This is a genomic window from Paenibacillus taichungensis, from assembly GCF_003287275.1.
Classification (GTDB): domain Bacteria; phylum Bacillota; class Bacilli; order Paenibacillales; family Paenibacillaceae; genus Paenibacillus; species Paenibacillus taichungensis_A.
In genome coordinates this window covers 653,866-672,075 of the sequence record NZ_QEVW01000006.1, presented here as the reverse complement: position 1 = coordinate 672,075, position 18,210 = coordinate 653,866, and the positions used below count along the sequence as shown (strand labels likewise).

General features: G+C 49.2%; 14 protein-coding genes. 12 read left to right on the top strand and 2 right to left on the bottom strand.

Features of this window, described 5'->3' with window-relative positions:
* Positions 1 to 418: 418 nt before the first annotated feature.
* The 8 genes from DC345_RS12155 (at position 419) to DC345_RS12115 (ending at position 10,621) form a co-directional block, all read left to right on the top strand.
* Positions 419 to 1,705, top strand: coding sequence for an adenylosuccinate synthase (locus tag DC345_RS12155; RefSeq protein WP_076287194.1), 1,287 nt, complete (start codon positions 419 to 421; stop codon positions 1,703 to 1,705).
* A gap of 223 nt (positions 1,706 to 1,928) precedes the next feature.
* A complete protein-coding gene (locus DC345_RS12150) occupies positions 1,929 to 2,699 on the top strand; it encodes a hypothetical protein (RefSeq protein ID WP_113053303.1) in 771 nt (256 codons plus the stop codon).
* Positions 2,700 to 3,157: 458 nt separating this feature from the next.
* Positions 3,158 to 4,690 (top strand): peptidoglycan DD-metalloendopeptidase family protein, encoded by a 1,533-nt coding sequence (locus tag DC345_RS12140; protein WP_113053301.1) that lies wholly within the window; start codon positions 3,158 to 3,160, stop codon positions 4,688 to 4,690.
* 263 nt (positions 4,691 to 4,953) lie between these two features.
* Entirely contained in the window at positions 4,954 to 5,676 is a 723-nt protein-coding gene (gene yycF / locus DC345_RS12135; RefSeq protein WP_062327757.1) for a response regulator YycF, read from the top strand.
* Positions 5,676 to 7,526 (top strand): cell wall metabolism sensor histidine kinase WalK, encoded by a 1,851-nt coding sequence (gene walK, locus DC345_RS12130; RefSeq protein WP_076287197.1) that lies wholly within the window; start codon positions 5,676 to 5,678, stop codon positions 7,524 to 7,526. Before yycF ends, walK begins: the two co-directional genes overlap by 1 nt.
* Positions 7,510 to 8,790 carry a YycH family regulatory protein gene (locus tag DC345_RS12125; protein WP_113053300.1) on the top strand — a complete coding sequence of 427 codons (1,281 nt, stop codon included), beginning with the start codon at positions 7,510 to 7,512 and terminating at the stop codon, positions 8,788 to 8,790. Before walK ends, DC345_RS12125 begins: the two co-directional genes overlap by 17 nt.
* 274 nt (positions 8,791 to 9,064) lie before the next feature.
* The gene (gene yycI / locus DC345_RS12120) at positions 9,065 to 9,808 is read left to right on the top strand and encodes a two-component system regulatory protein YycI (protein ID WP_091001357.1); all 744 of its coding nucleotides are present in this window, start codon (positions 9,065 to 9,067) and stop codon (positions 9,806 to 9,808) included.
* Positions 9,809 to 9,814: 6 nt separating this feature from the next.
* Positions 9,815 to 10,621, top strand: coding sequence for an MBL fold metallo-hydrolase (locus DC345_RS12115; protein ID WP_062327768.1), 807 nt, complete (start codon positions 9,815 to 9,817; stop codon positions 10,619 to 10,621).
* On the opposite strand, the gene DC345_RS12110 is transcribed toward DC345_RS12115, so the two are convergent.
* The gene (locus DC345_RS12110; RefSeq protein WP_053781978.1) at positions 10,590 to 10,802 is read right to left on the bottom strand and encodes a hypothetical protein; all 213 of its coding nucleotides are present in this window, start codon (positions 10,800 to 10,802) and stop codon (positions 10,590 to 10,592) included. The genes DC345_RS12115 and DC345_RS12110 overlap by 32 nt on opposite strands.
* A gap of 729 nt (positions 10,803 to 11,531) precedes the next feature.
* On the opposite strand from DC345_RS12110, the gene DC345_RS12105 reads away from it, so the two are divergent.
* From DC345_RS12105 to rlmH, 4 genes are all read left to right on the top strand, one after another.
* Entirely contained in the window at positions 11,532 to 12,809 is a 1,278-nt protein-coding gene (locus DC345_RS12105; RefSeq protein ID WP_063567361.1) for a S1C family serine protease, read from the top strand.
* Positions 12,810 to 13,116: 307 nt separating this feature from the next.
* Positions 13,117 to 13,638 carry a hypothetical protein gene (locus DC345_RS32170; RefSeq protein WP_258530632.1) on the top strand — a complete coding sequence of 174 codons (522 nt, stop codon included), beginning with the start codon at positions 13,117 to 13,119 and terminating at the stop codon, positions 13,636 to 13,638.
* A gap of 324 nt (positions 13,639 to 13,962) precedes the next feature.
* Entirely contained in the window at positions 13,963 to 14,130 is a 168-nt protein-coding gene (locus tag DC345_RS12095) for a CxxH/CxxC protein (RefSeq protein ID WP_063870633.1), read from the top strand.
* A 296-nt stretch (positions 14,131 to 14,426) separates the two neighbouring features.
* Positions 14,427 to 14,906 carry a 23S rRNA (pseudouridine(1915)-N(3))-methyltransferase RlmH gene (rlmH, locus tag DC345_RS12090; protein ID WP_053781980.1) on the top strand — a complete coding sequence of 160 codons (480 nt, stop codon included), beginning with the start codon at positions 14,427 to 14,429 and terminating at the stop codon, positions 14,904 to 14,906.
* Between the two features lie 189 nt (positions 14,907 to 15,095).
* On the opposite strand, the gene DC345_RS12085 is transcribed toward rlmH, so the two are convergent.
* Positions 15,096 to 17,699 carry an S-layer homology domain-containing protein gene (locus DC345_RS12085; RefSeq protein ID WP_113053299.1) on the bottom strand — a complete coding sequence of 868 codons (2,604 nt, stop codon included), beginning with the start codon at positions 17,697 to 17,699 and terminating at the stop codon, positions 15,096 to 15,098.
* Between the last annotated feature and the right edge of the window lie 511 nt (positions 17,700 to 18,210).

Here is an 18,210-nt window from a genome sequence, read left to right as displayed (position 1 = left end):
GAAAGTGAAATCGTCTGTCCCCGACATCAATCATTAGATCATATGAACTCATAAATACGTTGTGAATACGACATATAGCGTTGGATTTAAACGCGTAGCGTATAACCGGGGTTAGCCGTCAAGCAAGATTTGACTGGCTTCGCCGGTTTTTTGCGTCGCAATATAGAGTCAATTCCGAACATTAGAGTTTGACTATATCTAATTGTTCGCCATTTGATTTGACTTTGAAAAAAGGGACTGGTACACTAGTACTGCTGCGTTAAAGCAGCGAAAACCTTCCCTTGGATGTAAACCGAGGGGGATTTTCACTGTCCGTTAGCACGCTTCTCCGCTGGTAATTTCACTTCAAATTCCTGCCGAGATAGAGGACGGACAGACCAATACAAAGGTGCGCAAGGCACCCACGGAGGTATGTACTATGTCAACGGTAGTTGTAGTGGGAACGCAATGGGGAGACGAAGGTAAAGGCAAGATTACGGATTATTTGGCGGAATCCGCAGACGTGGTTGCACGTTACCAAGGCGGTAACAATGCAGGACACACGATTCTGATTGATAACAAAAAATATAAATTGACGATGATCCCATCGGGTATCTTCTACACAGATAAAGCATGTGTAATTGGTAACGGTATGGTTATCAACCCGAAGGCACTCATCGAAGAAATTAACTATATTCATGACAATGACTTTACGACCAAAAACCTGTCCATCAGCGAACGCGCACACATCATCCTGCCATATCACATGGTATTGGATGCATTGGAAGAAGAGAGCAAAGGCCCGAACAAAATCGGTACAACTGGCAAGGGAATTGGCCCATGTTACATGGACAAATCAGCCCGTATCGGTATTCGTATGGTTGATCTGCTGGATGCGGAAGAGTTCGAACTAAAACTGCGTCATTTGGTAAAAGAAAAAAACCGTGTAATCGAGCAAGTCTATGGCGGCGAGCCTGTAGATGTAGAAGAAATTCTGAAAGATTACCTGGGATATGCAGAAATTCTGCGTCCTTATGTGCGTGATACTTCAGTGGTGCTCAACGAATATATCGACGAGGACAAAAAAGTATTGTTCGAAGGCGCACAAGGCGTTATGTTGGATCTTGACCAAGGTACTTATCCATTCGTTACTTCATCCAATCCGTCTGCAGGCGGCGTATGTATCGGTTCTGGCGTAGGCCCAGCTCGTATTCAACAGGTTATCGGTGTGGCTAAAGCCTATACAACACGTGTAGGAGATGGTCCTTTCCCGACAGAGCTGCATGATGCAGTTGGTGACCAAATCCGTGAGACTGGACATGAGTACGGTACTGTAACTGGACGTCCGCGTCGTGTCGGTTGGTTCGACAGTGTAGTTGTTCGTCACGCTCGTCGTGTCAGCGGAATTACGGGTCTGTCCCTGAACTCCCTGGATGTAATGACAGGCCTGGAAACGGTGAAAATCTGCACAGGATACAAATTCCGCGGCGAGGTTATCACTCACTATCCGGCAAGCCTGAAAATGCTGGCAGAATGTGAAGCGGTATACGAAGAGCTTCCAGGCTGGAGCGAAGATATCACAGCAGCGAAGAAGCTGGAAGACCTGCCTGTGAACACACAGAACTATGTGAAACGTGTTTCTGAACTGACAGGCATTCCAATCGCTATCTTCTCTGTAGGTCGTAATCGTGAGCAAACGAATCAGGTTCTTCCTATCTACGAATAAGCAGCTAGGTTAACCCGGCAATACGAAGTTAAACGTTCATCCAAATGATATGTCTATATGGCATCATAGAGCCCCAGGTATCGCTTAATTAGCGATGGCTGGGGTTTTTCGCATGTCTTCCTGATATAATCCCTGAATTTCCGTCAATACTGGTTAACAGTAGACTCATAGACCTGAACATCGAATGTGATATGGGGTCGGAAAACGGAGGGAGATAACGGGAATGAAGTTGCTTCAATGGTTCATTAAAATATTGCTTACCGTGATGCTGGTCAGTTCACTGACCCTGCTGACAACCGGATTAATCGTTCAGTCATATGTAAAATCGCTGCTGGCGAGTTTCAATATTCAGTGGGAAGGGCAGCCCATGGGGTTAACGGCCATGTTTCAGGGTGCATTAGGTGGTAAGTCCGGTGAAGAGAAGAAGCCTGGAACGGGAACGACAGATCAGCCGGCAGGAGCAGAGGAGGAACATGTTCCAGAAGATGCGATATCTGTCATGGGCAATGGAACAGAAAATGGAGAAACAGGTGCGAATACAGGCAACAGCTCAGGAGAGGCTACGGGAACAGGCGAGGGTCAAGGAGCAGGTTCAGGAACGAACTCTTCTGCTACCGGATCAAGTCCAGGGGAGAGCTCAGGCACGGGAACAGATCCAGATGCTGGTACAAATGCCGGTACCGATTCTGGGACAACAACTGGCAACAATACAGCATCCGGCAACTCCACAGGTACGGCTTCTTCAGGGAATGATGAGATTGTAGTATCTCCGGATGACATCACAGGCAAGAAAGACAAGCTGCCGTTGGAGGAAAAAGAAAAGATTTTCAGCTTGCTGATGAACAAGCTGCCTCAGAAAGAGATGCAGCAAATCTCAGGCGCTATGGAAGGTGGATTAACGGAACAGGAGCTGCGTGATATTGAGCAGGTGATCTCCAAGTATCTGACGAGCGAAGAATACGATAATCTGATGGAAGTCCTTCAGGCGGAATAAGCATACAATCCAGCCATATGAGGCACTCTATAGCAAGAGTTAACGAAGTCCCTCACTAGAGATGATCTGGGGAGGGATATTCGGTTTGTATTTTTATGAAAAAGAAAACACATTTCGGTGGGTCTTAGAACCTAGTCTTAAAAAATGGTCAAAAGTACATAGTATACCTGAAGTAGAAGCGTTATGGGGAAGAATTCTGTTCTGCCATCTTATGGATAATACAGGAAAAGCAAGCGTGGCGCGGCTTTGCGCTATGACGTGTACAGTTGAAATGAGTGTAAAACCTGTGTTAAAGTATACGGGTGTGATAAAAGGTTAAAATTTTGACACTTTTACGAGCGCAGCTAAAGTCCTGATTTGCGGACACCCGAATACAAATATCGACAAGCATGGGACAGACACACTGGGTGATGTCTTGACAGAAATGCGAACTGAGAAGTGCTGAAAAGGAGAGAATCATGAAAGGTTTCAGAGGCATACGCCAACCGGGCAAGAACCGGGAACACGAACAATCCGGGGAACACCGGACGGCCGAAGACAAAAACAACATGAGCATGTCCAACTTCAGTGGAAACAAAAAGCGCGTTCTGGCCTCGCGCAAATGGATCATTACAGCAGCATGCGGTTTATTCATCGCTGCATCGATCGGATTCGCAGGCAAACAATACGTTGCTGCAAACACCGTCCCATATTATAAAGTGATGGTTAAAGGAAATGAGATTGGTACCATCACGGATGAGGCGCAATTACAGAAATTATTTGCAGACAAAACCGATGAATTTCAAAATAAATATCCAGAGGCGGAAATGGTGCTGAACACAGACGGCATCACGACCGAAACCATTAAAGCATACAAACCCGTAGTCAACAGCGATGAGACGCTGGACAAGCTCGGCGACATGCTTACCGCCTATGCCAAGGGTGTAGAGCTCAAGGTAGACGGTGAAGTGATCGGCATTGTGAAGGATCAGGCAACAGCAGACGCGATTCTGGAACAAGTGCAGAACAAGTACATATCGGCATCGGCTGTGCGCAGTTCGCTCAAGACGAAGTCGGTATCGGCAAACTCATCGAAGAAAGCCGAGGGGCCAAGTACTACGCTGAAGTCGGTGGGCATCAAAGAAGATGTAGCGACAGATGTGGTGAAGGCTGATCCAAACAAAATATGGGATGTGTCCGAGGCGGTTGAAGCTTTAACCGTTGGTAAAGACGCGCCTGTAACTTATGTCGTGCGTGAAGGAGATACGATCTCTTCCATTGCCGCCAAATACGAAATTACGCAAAGCGAAATTCGCAAACATAACCCGGGCATCAAAGAAACGTCGCTGCAAATTGGGGACGAGCTTACACTGACGGTGCCAAAACCAGCCGTTACTGTTAAATCGGTAGAACAGGTGGTTGAACAGATTGAGATTAAACCGCAGGTGGAAGTACGCAAAAGTGCTGAGCTCAAAGCAGGCACAACCAAAGTGGTGCGTCCAGGTCAAAGCGGTCTGAAAAGCATGCAATATCGGATAACGAAGGAAAATGGTGAAGTCGTTCAGGAGGAATGGCTTGGCCAGGAAGTCATCAAAGCAGCGGTTACTGAAGTGGTTCTGAGTGGAACCAAAGTGGTCGGTGAAGGTACAGGCGAATTTGCTTGGCCGGTATCAAACGCTACGATGAGCAGCAGCTTTGGACAACGCTGGGGTCGTCAGCACAAAGGTGTCGATCTTGTCGGTAATCGGGACGTGAAAGCGTCTGATGAGGGCGTGATTACTTTTGCAGGACAGAAGAGTGGTTATGGCAATGTTATTATTATTAACCATCGTAATGGATACGAAACACTTTATGGGCACTTGAACAGCATTGGTGTTAAGGTTGGACAAGTCGTTGAAAAAGGTGAAAGCATCGGCGTCATGGGCAACACGGGCCGTTCGACCGGAACGCATCTGCATTTTGAGATTATCAAGAACGGAACGGTGGAAAATCCGTTGACATACTTGAACTAGTTATATCGCAATCGAGGGCAAGGTTGGCAGTTGATGCTGACCTTGTTTTTTGCTGCTGTAAAAATTTTTCAGTTTGGGCTGCACATTGGCCCTGATCGGGATGTGACGGTGCTTCAGGTATGTTAAACTATAGACTATAGGCAACAAGCCATATGATATAGACTATATTCAATGAAATCGTAGGAAACACAATTTATATAAGTTGAATAAGAGAGATAGACCGCTCAGGCGGATCAAGCAGGATATAGGGGTGAAGACAGCCGATGCAGGGGAAGATTTTGGTGGTGGACGATGAACAGCCCATTGCGGACATTCTGAAGTTTAATTTGGAAAAAGAGGGGTACGAGGTCATCTGCGCTTTTGATGGCATTCGTGCGGTTGAATTGGCGTTATCCGAGAAGCCGGATCTGATGCTGCTGGACCTGATGCTGCCAGGTAAGGATGGTATGGATGTGTGCCGCGAGGTGCGTGCCCATCTGGAGATGCCGATCATTATGCTGACTGCAAAGGATGGCGAGATCGACAAGGTGCTCGGTCTGGAGCTGGGAGCGGATGATTACGTAACAAAGCCTTTCAGTACGCGCGAGCTGCTCGCCCGGGTGAAGGCACAGATGCGCAGACGGCAGAAGCCTGCCATTACGGCTGAAGCGCCAGAAGACGAGGAGAAGCAGGTCATGCGTTTATTCGATCTGGCGTTTGATATGGACATGTATACAGCTTACAAAGGTGGCGAACCGCTGGATCTGACCCACCGTGAGTACGAACTTCTCTATTATATGGCGAAGCATTCCGGCAAGGTCATGACACGTGAACATCTGCTGCAGGCGGTGTGGGGATATGAATATTTCGGGGATGTGCGTACCGTGGATGTTACGATTCGTCGTCTGCGTGAGAAGATTGAGGAGAACCCGAGCAAACCGGAAACGATTCTGACTCGCCGCGGGCTGGGTTATCTCGTGCGCAGTCCCAAAAGCGTGGGGATATAATGGGGCGTTTCTCGCGATTTTCGTTCTTTCGAACGATTCAGGCGAAACTGATTATTATCTATGTACTGCTGATTCTGATTGCGATGCAATTGATCGGCGTTTATTTTGTCAGTGCGATGAAGAACTCGTTAACCAGCAACTTCACTGAGGATTTGCAGGCACGGGCTGAGATGCTCTCTGTACTTGTAGGGGAGACGATGGCTGGTGGGGAAGCTGAGGCTGGCGAGGACAAAACGGAAAACCTGCGTGTGTTGGTTAACAACCTGTTCAACATTAATGGTGCCGAAATTCAGGTACTGGATGCCAGCGGCAAAGTGCTGACCACCTCGCTCAGTTCCCATTCGGACTATGTTGGGCGCAAAAACACCCAAACCGTTGTCAGCCGTGCTCTGCAAGGCATTCGGGACAATGAGGAATATATCGTGGATGAGGATAATGTTCGCAAAAAGGTCGTTGCCAAGCCGGTGCTGTCCGGCGGCAAGATTATCGGCGCGGTTTACATCGCCGCCTCCATGAATGAGTTATATGCCACAATGGAGGGCATTAACAAGATCTTTATCTCCGGCATTTTGATTGCCTTGGTATTAACTGCGGTGCTCGGTGTCATTCTGTCACATACCATTACGCAGCCGATCAAGGAAGTCACCCGAAGGGCGACGGCGGTCGCGGAAGGCAACTTCGATCAGCAGACCCCTGTATTCGGAACGGATGAGATTGGACAGCTCAGTCGGGCGTTCAACTATATGACCAGCAGATTGCGAGATGCACTCTCCCAGAACGAAGAGGAGAAAGAGAAGCTCACGTCCATTCTGACCAATATGAGCGATGGCGTGGTCGCAACGGACGAATATGGCAAAGTCATTCTGGTGAATCGCCGTGCCAGCAGCATTCTGGGCATGCGTCCGGCGGACATTGAGGGACGACACTTTGCCGTATTGCTCGGTATTGATCCGGAAGATGCAGAAGCGTTAGCCAGTGGTTTTACAGGTTCGACACTGCTCCAGATTGCACCTGCGGGACAAGAAGATCCCGTTGTCATTCGCATGACGTTTACACCGGTTCATCGTCGTGAGCTAGGCATTACCGGTACGATCGCTGTGCTTCAGGATGTTACCGAGCAGGAAGAACTGGAAGCGTCACGACGTGAATTCGTGGCGAATGTCTCCCATGAGCTACGTACACCACTTACCACCATTAAGAGCTACGCAGAAGCGCTGGATGATGGGGCTCTGGAAGATCCGCAGCTCGCTGGACGATTCGTTGGAGTAATCCAGAATGAGACGGAGCGTATGATTCGCTTGGTTACGGATCTGCTGCATCTGTCCAGGCTCGATTCCAAGGAAGCGATGCTGCGCAAACAGCCAACCGACATCATGGAGATGTTGGAAGAAGTGTCGGACCGTTTTTCGTTCCAGATGCATCAGAAGGATATTCAGCCTGTGCTTTCTGTGGAGAACGGGATTCCAGCGGTTCCGCTGGATCGCGACCAAATTGATCAGGTGCTTGATAATGTCGTGTCCAACGCGCTGAAATACACGCTCGAAGGTGGCACAATTACTATTGCGGCCAGACGCAATGATGATCATACTCTCGCCATATCGGTGACCGATACGGGGATGGGGATTCCACAGCGGGATTTGGATCGCATTTTTGAACGGTTTTATCGGGTAGACAAGGCTCGTTCCCGCAGTATGGGCGGCACAGGGCTTGGGTTGTCCATTGCCCGGGAAATTGTGAAGGCCCATGACGGCAATATCTCACTGGAGTCCGAGGTGGATGTGGGGACGACGGTAACTTTCACACTGCCCATGCGTGAGGAAGGAGGTGAGCACCTTGAAAGAGCGGATTAAATCTCTGGTGCTTGCTTCCCTCGTCGTTGCCAGTTTGGTACAAAGTTACTTCCTGATCTATCGTTTGCCCGGCGGGGGCGATTCGATTGTGACGTCAGAGACGAACTATGTAAAAACCGAGAATATGGGTCAGGAGCGCAATATTGAAGATTTAATTTTCCCTGATCAGATGGTTATTCATCTGGGAGAGGACAAACATACGGTGTTTTATCCGGGCAATACGTTCTATCAGTTGATTTATTCACGATTGCAGGGGCGTACGTTTGATGATTTCCAGCGTCGGAGCGTGCAATCGGTCAACTGGGATCAGATTCGCAAGGAGAATCCTGGCTTTGAGCTGTCGTTCAAGGAAGGCATCCCTGTAGCGTTGTTACAGCGCGTGATGCGGCTCGGGACAGACTCTCTCTTCCAGGGGGAAACGATTAACCGGATCTCGATCTATACGGCCAAAAATGAAACCAAGGCTCACGCCCTGTTCTTCAGCGCCAAAGGCGATGTGGTCTACGAGGCGACGCAGGCGGATCTGACCGTACAGGACGTGCAGCAGCATGTCGACTTCGGCAGCAGCTGGACACCTTATACGCTGATGGATGGCGGGTATTATATCCCGGCTGAAGCACTGGAAACGATTGAGGCTGACGTGCCTACAGGCCAGTTCACTGTCGAACAAATGCAGCGCAGCCTATTCTTTGATCCAAGCATGACCCGAAACATTCGGGAAAAGGATGGATCGGAGATCTATACAGACAGCAAACGCAGTCTGCAAGTGAAGCAAGAACAGCGCTGGATTAGCTATACCGATCCGGCGGCACCGCCTGCGGGACAGATTGATGCAGCGAAGGATGCGCTGTCCGCGGTTGATTTTGTGAATCAGCACGGTGGCTGGAAAGGTCGATCACGCATGATGCTGGATACTACCGATACAAAGACGAAGCTTCAGTTCCAGCAATATTACAGCAGCTTTCCGATTATGGACTCGATGCAGTTCCGGTTCGGCACGATCAGCATGGAAATGCAGCAGGAGACGGTGTCCAGTTATGAGCGTTCGCTCGAATATCTGAACGAAGGCGCGGAGACGAAGAAATCGGTCACCCTGCCCGGTGGGGACAAGCTGAAGGCGCTCATCCAGAAGGTGGCGGGTACCAATCGTAAGGTCGTAGACGTGTATCCGGCGTACCGTCCATCCAGCATTGAGGATGGGATGAAGCTGATCCCGGTATGGGTAATCCGCTTCGGAAACGGGGAGGAAACCACCGTTTCTTGATGGGTTATAGTCATTAAACATAAGGTGGGCTGCATTATCCACTCCGCGGTCAGAACAACCTTCCGATCGCTGTTATTCCCAGATTTCATTGATTCCCTTTAGTTAAAGGGAGAAATCCGGAATAAAGGCGAGCACTACGTTTCTTCAGGTTTTTTCTGCCCTCTCCGTTATCGTGAAGCATTATGTTCAAAGTCTATAAAAGACTAAAGTAGCGGTGGCAGGTTGGGCAACTATAGAAAGTATTTCAAGAAGTCTAATGAAGGAGGTGTATGTTTTGGATTGGGGACGGGCGAAAAATGTGTTGATCTATGCCTTCCTGCTGCTCAATCTGGTGCTGGGATACCAGATCTGGATGGATGCGCGGGAGACGGCCGGAGCCAATCTGGACTTCACCTCACTGGCGGATAATACACAGCAGGCGATGGAGGAGAAGGGCATTCAAGTGCTGGCTCCTATTCCGAATGAGACGCCGAAGCTGCCGAAGCTGTCGTATGAATTCATTGAAGATAACAAGACAGGCATTGATGTTGAACTGGAAAATACCGTGGACAGCAAGCTGATCTTCTCGCAAAGCGAGTTGGAGGATGCACTACAAGACGAGATTCCCCAGATCGGTACGTATCGATGGGATCAGTTGATGGCGGAGGATGGGGCATTTGTGCTTCATCCGTTAGTGGATGGCAAATGGCCGCTCTTCAATGTTAGTCTGGAGCTATTCTACAGCGATCAGAAAATTACGGGTTACCGTCAGACTCCGGTGCGGATTACGACAGCGGAGGAAAGCGATCAGCAGGTGCTTCCGGCGTCGAAGGCGCTGGGTACGCTGATCGAGAACTTTTTGCCAAATGATGCGATTGTCAAAGATATTCAGTTGGGCTATTACGGCCAGTTGTTCAATTCAGATATGCAGGTGGCGATGCCGGCATGGCGGTTCGTGCTGGAAAGTGGCGAAGTGTTGTACGTGCAGGGCATCAGTGGGGATGTATTCAGTCCCAAGACAGACAAACCAGGGGAGTAATGCGTTATGGGGATATATTTTACCGTGTTATCCAGCGGTTCGACAGGGAATGCCACGGTTATACAGCATGGGGGCACATCCCTCATGATTGATGCGGGTCTCAGCGCGAAGCGGCTGGAGGCATTGTTTCTGGAACGGGAGATTTCGGGAACGGAGCTGGACGGGATTCTGGTTACACATGAACATTCCGATCACATTAAAGGACTAGGCGCGATGTCTCGGAAATATAATTTACCAATCTATGCAAACACGAATACGTGGGCCGCACTGGAGAAGTCCGTGGGGGCGATTCCAGAGGAAAACCGGAGGGTGTTTGAGACGGGTGAAAAGCATGATTTTGGCTCCCTGCGCGTGGAATCCTTCGGCATCTCCCATGATGCAGCGGAACCGGTAGGTTACACGTTCGACGATGGCAGTGAGAAGTTGTCCGTCGCGACGGATCTCGGATATATGAGCGACAAGGTTCGCGATGCGATCTCGGATTCGGATGTACTTGTGCTGGAGGCGAATCATGATGTCGAATTGCTGCGCATGGGGCGGTATCCATGGAACACCAAGCGCCGCATTCTGAGCGACATTGGGCATTTGTCGAACGAAGCGGCGGGAGCTGCGCTTAGTGAACTGATGAACGGACGCATCAAACGCACGTATCTGGCACATTTGAGCCGGGATCATAATATGATGGACTTGGCGAAAATGACCGTGCGTGATGCGATGGAGAGCCGTGGTTGCTTTTATCGGGATCATGAGTTCAAGCTCTGTGATACGTATTATGATCGGCCTACGCCATGGGATAGGGTGGGTGAGCCATAAAGCTGTCGAGTTCGGTAGCTTTGCGCTCCACTTCCTCACGGGTCAGAATGCCTTTGTCGACGAGCAGTTCAATAATCGTGCTTAGGGCAAGGGTATTGCGGTAATGTTCTTCCTTGAGATCGGCCAGCTTGGCCGCCATATGAACTTCATCCATGGCTGTGAGTGTACGCGTGCGATCCATAATGTGAATCCTCCTTCTATGAAGCTTCGAATTGTCTTTTACTATTATTGTAGTCAGGCTTGATGGAAAACATTCCTCTTTTTGCCGCTATAATTACACGTAAGGGACGTGTATGCTGAACCAGGGGCTGCATTTTGCTTAAGAAGATGAAAAAGTTCACGGGAATAGGCAAAATTGCGCTTAGCGAGCTGAGTTTTGTGGTGATAGATACTATGGACCTTTATTGTTAAGCGCGTTATAGCGGAAATTTCCGTTAATCTTCGTAATTATGCAACTTTTTAAGATTTGGCGTGTTTAGTATATAAGGAGCTTTTATAGTAGAGGCTGTTTTGCGCGCAAAAAGGCATGTCGTAGAATGCGAGAGCATTTCTGATAGAGTCACAGGCAGAATGGGATGTCCGTTCTGTTGTACATAGACGCTTCATTTCGAGTTAGTGGGGATGGCAGCGATATGCAAAACGATTTTTTATGCAAGAAGGCATGGAAGAATGAGTTGGGGTCTTCACGTAACGGAGACGGCAGAAGGAACCTGAAGAAACGGAGTGCTCGCCTTTATGAACAAATTTTTACCTTATTAGAGGGTAATCAATAAAATTTGTGAGTAACAGCGATCGGAAGGTTCGTCTGCCGGCGGAGTGGGCTATGTGAGAACACCATCGTTGGCCATGCCAAAACGATCGGGCGGCAGTCAGGGTCTTGATGCGTGACAACGAAGGGGAGAGGATCACGATGGGATTGTTTGGAGACGATTTTTATTCAACCAAAGTATCAAGACGCGCCGAACCTGAACAGAAAGGTAAACTTCAGATCATTCGCCCTGGAGGCAGGGGCAGAGGACGGGACCGCTGGCAGAATCCACGTAAGTCACGCTCGGGCTTTAGCTCCACGGTCAAGGTAGCCGTGATCAGTTCGGTAATCAGCTCCATTGTGACCGTTACGCTGTTCAGCTTTATCATGCAGCCTGCATCATTACCTCTGGCTAACGCTGCAGGGAACGGCGGAGGCGGTACACAGACAGCGCAGGCGGCTGATCCGTACGACCGGATTATCCAGGCAGCGGCGAAGGTTCGCCCTTCTGTGGTGAGTATCGTGAACCATAAAACGGGCAGCAGCCTGTCGATGGAGGATTCCGCGTTGGGATCAGGGGTCATTTTCAAGAAGGAAGATGGCAAAGCCTACATCATGACCAACCATCACGTCGTGGAAGGCGCGAGTGATCTGGAGATTGTAACGGTGGATGGGGAAACGCATAAGGCGAAGCTGGTGGGCAAAGACCGGGTGAGTGACATTGCGGTATTGTCTGTGCAAGATGATAAGGGCATCGGTCCAGCCGCTGAGCTTGGTGATTCCAGCAAACTTCAGCGCGGTCAAACGGTGCTGGCGATCGGTAATCCACTCGGTCTGGGTGGCACACTGACATCCGGTATTGTGAGTTATACAGATCGGATATTGCCGGTATCCATTAATCAGGATGGTGTGTACGACTGGGAACAAAACGTAATCCAGACGGATGCGGCGATTAACGAAGGCAACAGTGGTGGAGCGTTGGCCGATCTGAACGGCAAATTGGTCGGCATCAACACGATGAAGATCTCGGATACAGGCGTTGAAGGCCTCGGCTTTGCGATTCCGATGAACGAAGTGATGAAGACTGTCGATTCCCTGCTGCTGAATGGCAAAGTATCTCGTCCATATCTGGGTGTGTATACCGTCGATCTGAGCAATCCATACGCCCCACTGGATGACGAGCAGCGTAAAGACCTGAAGCTGCCATCCCACGTGGACAGCGGTGTGGTTGTGCTGGAGGCGTCCGGTCCAGCATCCGAAGCGGGCATGAAGCTGAATGATGTCATTACGGAATTTGATGGGCAAAAAATTACCTCTACGCTGGATCTGCGGAAATATCTGTACGATAAGAAGAAGATCGGCGATACGATTGAAATCACCTTTTACCGGGATGGCAACGCCGAGAAGGTGTCGGTGAAGCTCACGGATAAACCGGAGTAAGAGAATTGCTCTCATGTGCATGGCACACAGAAATACACAGAAATAGGGTAATAAAAGAGAGTCGGTCAACTCGTTGATCCGCTCTTTTTTATTGCACTAATCTTGATTTACATATAAACCAAATTCATGAGGTTATAGAGGGGATTTTGTCGTTTCCCAATGATAGGTTAGGACCAGAGCCAAAGTCTCTGTTATAAAGGGTTTCATTTATGGTAAACTGTTGGGAATGTGTTGGTGATGGGCGGCTGTGCGAGTAACATCTGTTTGTCGATCTGTATTCTAATCTGGAGTGGAAGGGGTTATTTCAATGAAACGTTTGACGAAAACCATGTTGGGTGGAACAGGCTTGGTATCTGCGCTGTTTGTTTTGTCCGCATGTACTTCTGAGGTGTCCCCGTCAGGGACTGCTGATGTTAGTGGTTTACAGGAGAAGATTACAGGTTTGGAGAAGAAGCTTGCTGATCAGAGCGAGAAGAATAGTGAGCAGAACAAAAAGATCGCGGATCTGGAGAAAAAGCTGGAAGAGCTGAGCTCCACCGTGATTGCGGTGAATGAGCCTGGAGGTAAAGCACCTGTTGGCTCGGGAAACAACGGATCGGCTGGAAAGGGCGATGGGGTGCTGATTACGTTTGCCCAGTATGAAAAGCTTGAGGTTGGCATGGCGGTAGAGGAAGTTATCGATATTCTTGGCGGTGAAGGCGAAGCATTGAGCGAAGCGGAAAATATGGTGGTTTATAACTATAAGGGCACCGGGGGTTCGGGAGCCAATGCAGTAATCGCATTCCAGGGCGGCAAGCTGCTGACGAAGGCGCAGTCGGGGCTGGAGTAAGATACACTATCCATTGAGGATGGATTGAATACAATAGGACGATGGCTTTCATATGTGCAGTAATATGAATAGTAACGAATGAGTGGGATAGATTCGGAATTTGGAGAAGTGTTACTTTGGGATGCCAACCGGGTGTCGAGAAGTGACGCTTTTTTGGTTTTTTTTGTGCTGAAATGAGAGGATTGACGGAATTTGGCACGATAAATGGGGGCTAGGGGTTTCTTTTCCGCGGCAGGTGTGATAGAACAGAGAAGTGGCTATCCTGTATGGATAAGCGGTTGTGAATCGGGAGCATAGCTGGATACAGAAAGGATGCTTGAACGGATGTACGTTGTATGCAAAGAACACGTGGACATCGCCATCGACATGTTTGTTGATGAGTATGAGGACGCTCCGGATATCGTTGATCTGAAGGAGACGGAATTTGCCGATTGGGACCCGCCTGCGAAGTGCGCCGAGTGCGAACAAAAGGCCGAGTATCTGGTCGTCTAGCGTACTGTGTAGGCATCCGCAGTTGGTGCGTCTGTCATGGATGCACTCGCTCGCCTGCCATCCGGTATGAACATCACAGGTAAGGAGCAAAGAGAGCGTGTCGGAGCGCTCTTTTTGTGTTTTTGGCGTGTTTTGCCTGTAATAGCGTGTCTCAGATTCTTTAGATTTAAAGGAGACGAAATGGAGCTAGCTAAGGTGTGAGGAGTTCGTTAGCTTTATTTATTGGAACAAACGATGGGCTTGAAGCATCTTACTTATAGATTATTTCGCAGGACGATTAGGAGGAATGAATCTTCATGTTGATTCAGATTATTGGCGTAGGCAAACTGAAGGAAAAATATTTGACGCTGGGCATTCAGGAATATGCCAAGCGACTCGCCCCGTACATCAAGTTTCAGATGATCGAGGTCGCAGACGAAAAAGCGCCCGACACCCTGAGCGAAGCTGAGGTGCGGGCGGTGAAGGAGCGCGAGGGTGAACGCATCCTCGCGCATGTGAAGAGCGAGGCGCATGTCGTTGCGCTCGCGTTGGACGGCCAGCTCTGGAGTTCCGAGGAGCTGGCTATGGAGATCGACAAGCTCGGCACGTATGGGACGAGCCATGTCGTGTTTGTCATCGGAGGAAGCCATGGGCTCTCCGATGAGGTATTGCGCCGCGCGAAGCAGCGCTTGAGCTTCGGGCGCATGACCCTGCCGCATCAGCTCATGCGGCTGGTACTGGTGGAGCAGATTTATCGCGCGGTGAAGATCAATCGGAATGAACCGTATCATAAATAGAGCGAAAATACTTTCAGGGGTTCAACACCCCTCGGCTCCACCATGTAAATCCACAACCGCGTGAGGTTGTGGATTTTTGCTATTACAGGCTCGATTCATGATGTTAAACTAACATGAAAATGCTCCCTAGCGGCAGACAGGCCGCGAGTTGTTTGGCTCGCGGCCTGTTCTTTAATACGTTATATTTATCTATTTCGCTAACAGATTATAGAGCACCTGCGCCATTTCCGCCCTTGTAGTCGTGCCTGTGGGGGTGAGCTTTCCGGCGCTGCCGCCGATGCTTCCTGTTTCGACCAGCAAAGTCATGGCTTCTTGCGCCCAGGAATCGATCAGACTGGCGTCGGTGAAATCAGAGAGCGTCTTATCGGTATTACCTTGTGGAAGTTTTCCGATAACCTTCAAGGCATTATAGAGCAGGGTGAACATTTCCTGGCGTGTGATATCCTTTTCAGGTGTGAAGCTATTGTTACCCGCGCCTGAGGATATGCCGAGCCGTTTTGCCGCTGCAAGATAGCCGGTATAGTAGGTGCTGCCTGCATCAGAGAAGTTATCCGTCGGATTAGTATCCGCTGCTATGCCATATGACTTCATCAGCATGACAAGGAATTCTCCACGGTTCAGGTTGGTATCCGGGTTGTAATTCCCGTCGCTTGTACCAGTGGTAATCTCTCTTGCAGCTATAAAGGATACCGCTTTGCCATACCACGTGCCTGCTGCCACATCCTTAAAGCTAACTAGATTGTAGCTTACGGCGTAGTTGCTGAAATGGGTGGCGGCAAAACTCACGCTTTCTGTGACCGGGTTATATCGTCCGTTTGGTATGGAGACCGCTTTGCCGTCACCATCGATGTACCAGATAACAATGCTTTCAGGGTATGCAAGTTCGTCCGCTTTCGGTGTATAGGGGATGGATATCATGACCGGTGCATTGGGATTATTCCACTCGATCTGCTTTCCACCTATACTCACTGTCAGTTGAATCAGCGGCCTTTCGCCTATGGCTGTCTTTACGCTGTCAGGCATACCTGATTTATCACCCTGGCTGATGGTGATTTCTGCTTTCTGTCCTTCTAATCCCCTGATATTTGCCAACATACCCGCAGGAAGAGTTATACTGCCTGTATTGGTATTTAAGACTAAAACCCTTTTCCTATCTGGCGCGGACAGGTAATCAACGGGAATCCCCAGGGTAAAAGCATTCACACCAGGGATGGAAGGTATCGTGATAATGATCGTTTCCTCTTCAATGGGCATACTTTCCCCAAGGGCTCTCAGGTCTACTGCCGCACTTCCTGCCTCCGTATTTGTAATAATAGGAAGGGTAGTGCCTGATAGGCCGGTTCCAGATATATCTGCATAGTAAGTCGACGTGATAGGGGGATTGCTGCTACTGCTACTGCTACTGCTACTGCCGCTACTGCTACCACCTCCACCGCCTCCACCGCCTCCATTGTACTTCCACTTAGCAAATAGGGTGAGGTTATCGGTTACGGTATCTACGTTGTATGTCCATGCGTTCGTATAGGAGGCTTCCTTATACCAGCCAATAAATGTATAGCCTGATAATGTAGGTGCAGCTGGTGCGATTATTGTGGAGCCTGAGGTAACGCCGCTAATATTGGATACTGGACTTCCGCCCTGGGAGTCAAAGGTGACCGTATAGGTTGGGGCTGTGGAAGTTACCGTTACCGATGCCGAATTGTTGGTTGTGTCTGGGTCGGTCTGATCAGCGTGCGATATTGTCGCTGTGTTTGTTTGCGCATCCAGCGAGACAACTCTGGCTTGGAGCATGAGAGATACAGGAGAAGCTACCGAGACAGCTCCGATAGACCAAGTTCCTATTATTGATGAGTAGGTTCCTTGACTTGGCGTTGCAGCTACGAATGTCAGACCGGCAGGCAGCAAATCGGTTACAACGACACCTGTTGCACTGTCAGGCCCATTATTTGTAGCAGTAATGGTGAACGCTATTGTGTCTCCAACATTTGGTGTTGCGTTACTCACCGTATTGGTGATGCTGAGGTCTGCCTGTTGGGGAGTTACCGTTACAGAACAGTCGCTGGAAGAGGTGGAAGCGATATTGTTAGAATCGCCAGAGTAGGTTACATTCCAGGTATACGTGCCGGTTACCGCCTCTGAGGGGGTAAGGGTGAATCCTGTTGGAGTCGTATAAGTTCCATTTCCATTAACAGTGACTGTCTCAGTATCAACAGTGGCTCCGCCGGGAGCTGACAGACTGAATGTAATGGTACCGGTCGGATAATACCCTCCGGTTAGGTCCACGGAAGACCTGAGCAACGTGTCGAACGATCCGATCGTGGCGGAGGTAGTGGTGGCGGTGCCGGTTGCAAGGGTAGTAGGTGCCGCGTTCACGATAGTTTGGACTTGATTACTGGAAGTATTATTGTCCGAAATAACATCATCAGTAAAGCTTGCAGTCCAGATATACGTGCCGGCTATCCGTCCAGTGGTGGGGAGAGTGGTTGACACAGTAATTGACTTATTTCCAGAGACATAAAGGGGAGCAGTTAATAAGCCGCTGGGTGTAGTCAGTGTGGTCTCAATCCAGCCTGTAGGGGCGGTCCCCCCAGTAAAAGTCACATTCGCAGAGAGCGTCACGGTACCGCTGCTGGGCAGCGTTATGTTGGAGGTTGTAGTAGTCATAACAAGTGAAGGTGGAGCGTCTGCAGAAGCCGTACCGGTTACAGGAAGTGCTATTGCAAGTATAACTAGAAATACAAGTATTTTTCGTAAACTCATCGTTGATTCAAACCGTTTGTTTTTATTCTCCATTACGATTCCGCCTTTTTATCGTGATATATACTTTCCAAGTTAAGAGCATAGCGTACGCTTGCTCTGTGCCGTAATCTGGACACCAGCACAAACACCAAAGACAAACGACTACTTTTTGAAGTGCCGTAATTTATGAATTCTGTAACATAACCCTTCTTTCTCCGCGCAAAAAGCTCCTATGATTCGACTCTACAAGTCATCATAAGTTGAATCATATGAGTTTGTAATCCTACTAAAGTAGTACGCGATAAAAAAGACACACAAAGAGAATAGCTCGCTTTTCGGTTTGTTAATCCCTCAATTGCAGCCATTCGATAAACGTATCCAATTCATCATGCGATGTTCGTGGCGATTGCTGCTTATAGCACATGCTAGGGGCCACCATTGGCTATCTTAATAGGAGAGGGCAGTGCGCCGTTCGCCAGCGCAGTGTCCAAGACCAGATCGGCAGACTGTCTTTTGATACAGTTACACAAAGAAGTCAATCGTGGGGTTCCTTCGATTTCGCTCT

What these genes read in the sequence shown, in the direction of transcription:
- DC345_RS12155 (WP_076287194.1), top strand. Translation starts at nt 419, where the DNA reads ATGTCAACGGTAGTTGTAGTGGGAACGCAATGGGGAGACGAAGGTAAA.
- DC345_RS12150 (WP_113053303.1), top strand. Translation starts at nt 1,929, where the DNA reads ATGAAGTTGCTTCAATGGTTCATTAAAATATTGCTTACCGTGATGCTG.
- DC345_RS12140 (WP_113053301.1), top strand. Translation starts at nt 3,158, where the DNA reads ATGAAAGGTTTCAGAGGCATACGCCAACCGGGCAAGAACCGGGAACAC.
- yycF (WP_062327757.1), top strand. Translation starts at nt 4,954, where the DNA reads ATGCAGGGGAAGATTTTGGTGGTGGACGATGAACAGCCCATTGCGGAC.
- walK (WP_076287197.1), top strand. Translation starts at nt 5,676, where the DNA reads ATGGGGCGTTTCTCGCGATTTTCGTTCTTTCGAACGATTCAGGCGAAA.
- DC345_RS12115 (WP_062327768.1), top strand. Translation starts at nt 9,815, where the DNA reads ATGGGGATATATTTTACCGTGTTATCCAGCGGTTCGACAGGGAATGCC.
- DC345_RS12110 (WP_053781978.1), bottom strand. Translation starts at nt 10,802, where the DNA reads ATGGATCGCACGCGTACACTCACAGCCATGGATGAAGTTCATATGGCG.
- DC345_RS12105 (WP_063567361.1), top strand. Translation starts at nt 11,532, where the DNA reads ATGGGATTGTTTGGAGACGATTTTTATTCAACCAAAGTATCAAGACGC.
- DC345_RS32170 (WP_258530632.1), top strand. Translation starts at nt 13,117, where the DNA reads ATGAAACGTTTGACGAAAACCATGTTGGGTGGAACAGGCTTGGTATCT.
- DC345_RS12095 (WP_063870633.1), top strand. Translation starts at nt 13,963, where the DNA reads ATGTACGTTGTATGCAAAGAACACGTGGACATCGCCATCGACATGTTT.
- rlmH (WP_053781980.1), top strand. Translation starts at nt 14,427, where the DNA reads ATGTTGATTCAGATTATTGGCGTAGGCAAACTGAAGGAAAAATATTTG.
- DC345_RS12085 (WP_113053299.1), bottom strand. Translation starts at nt 17,699, where the DNA reads ATGGAGAATAAAAACAAACGGTTTGAATCAACGATGAGTTTACGAAAA.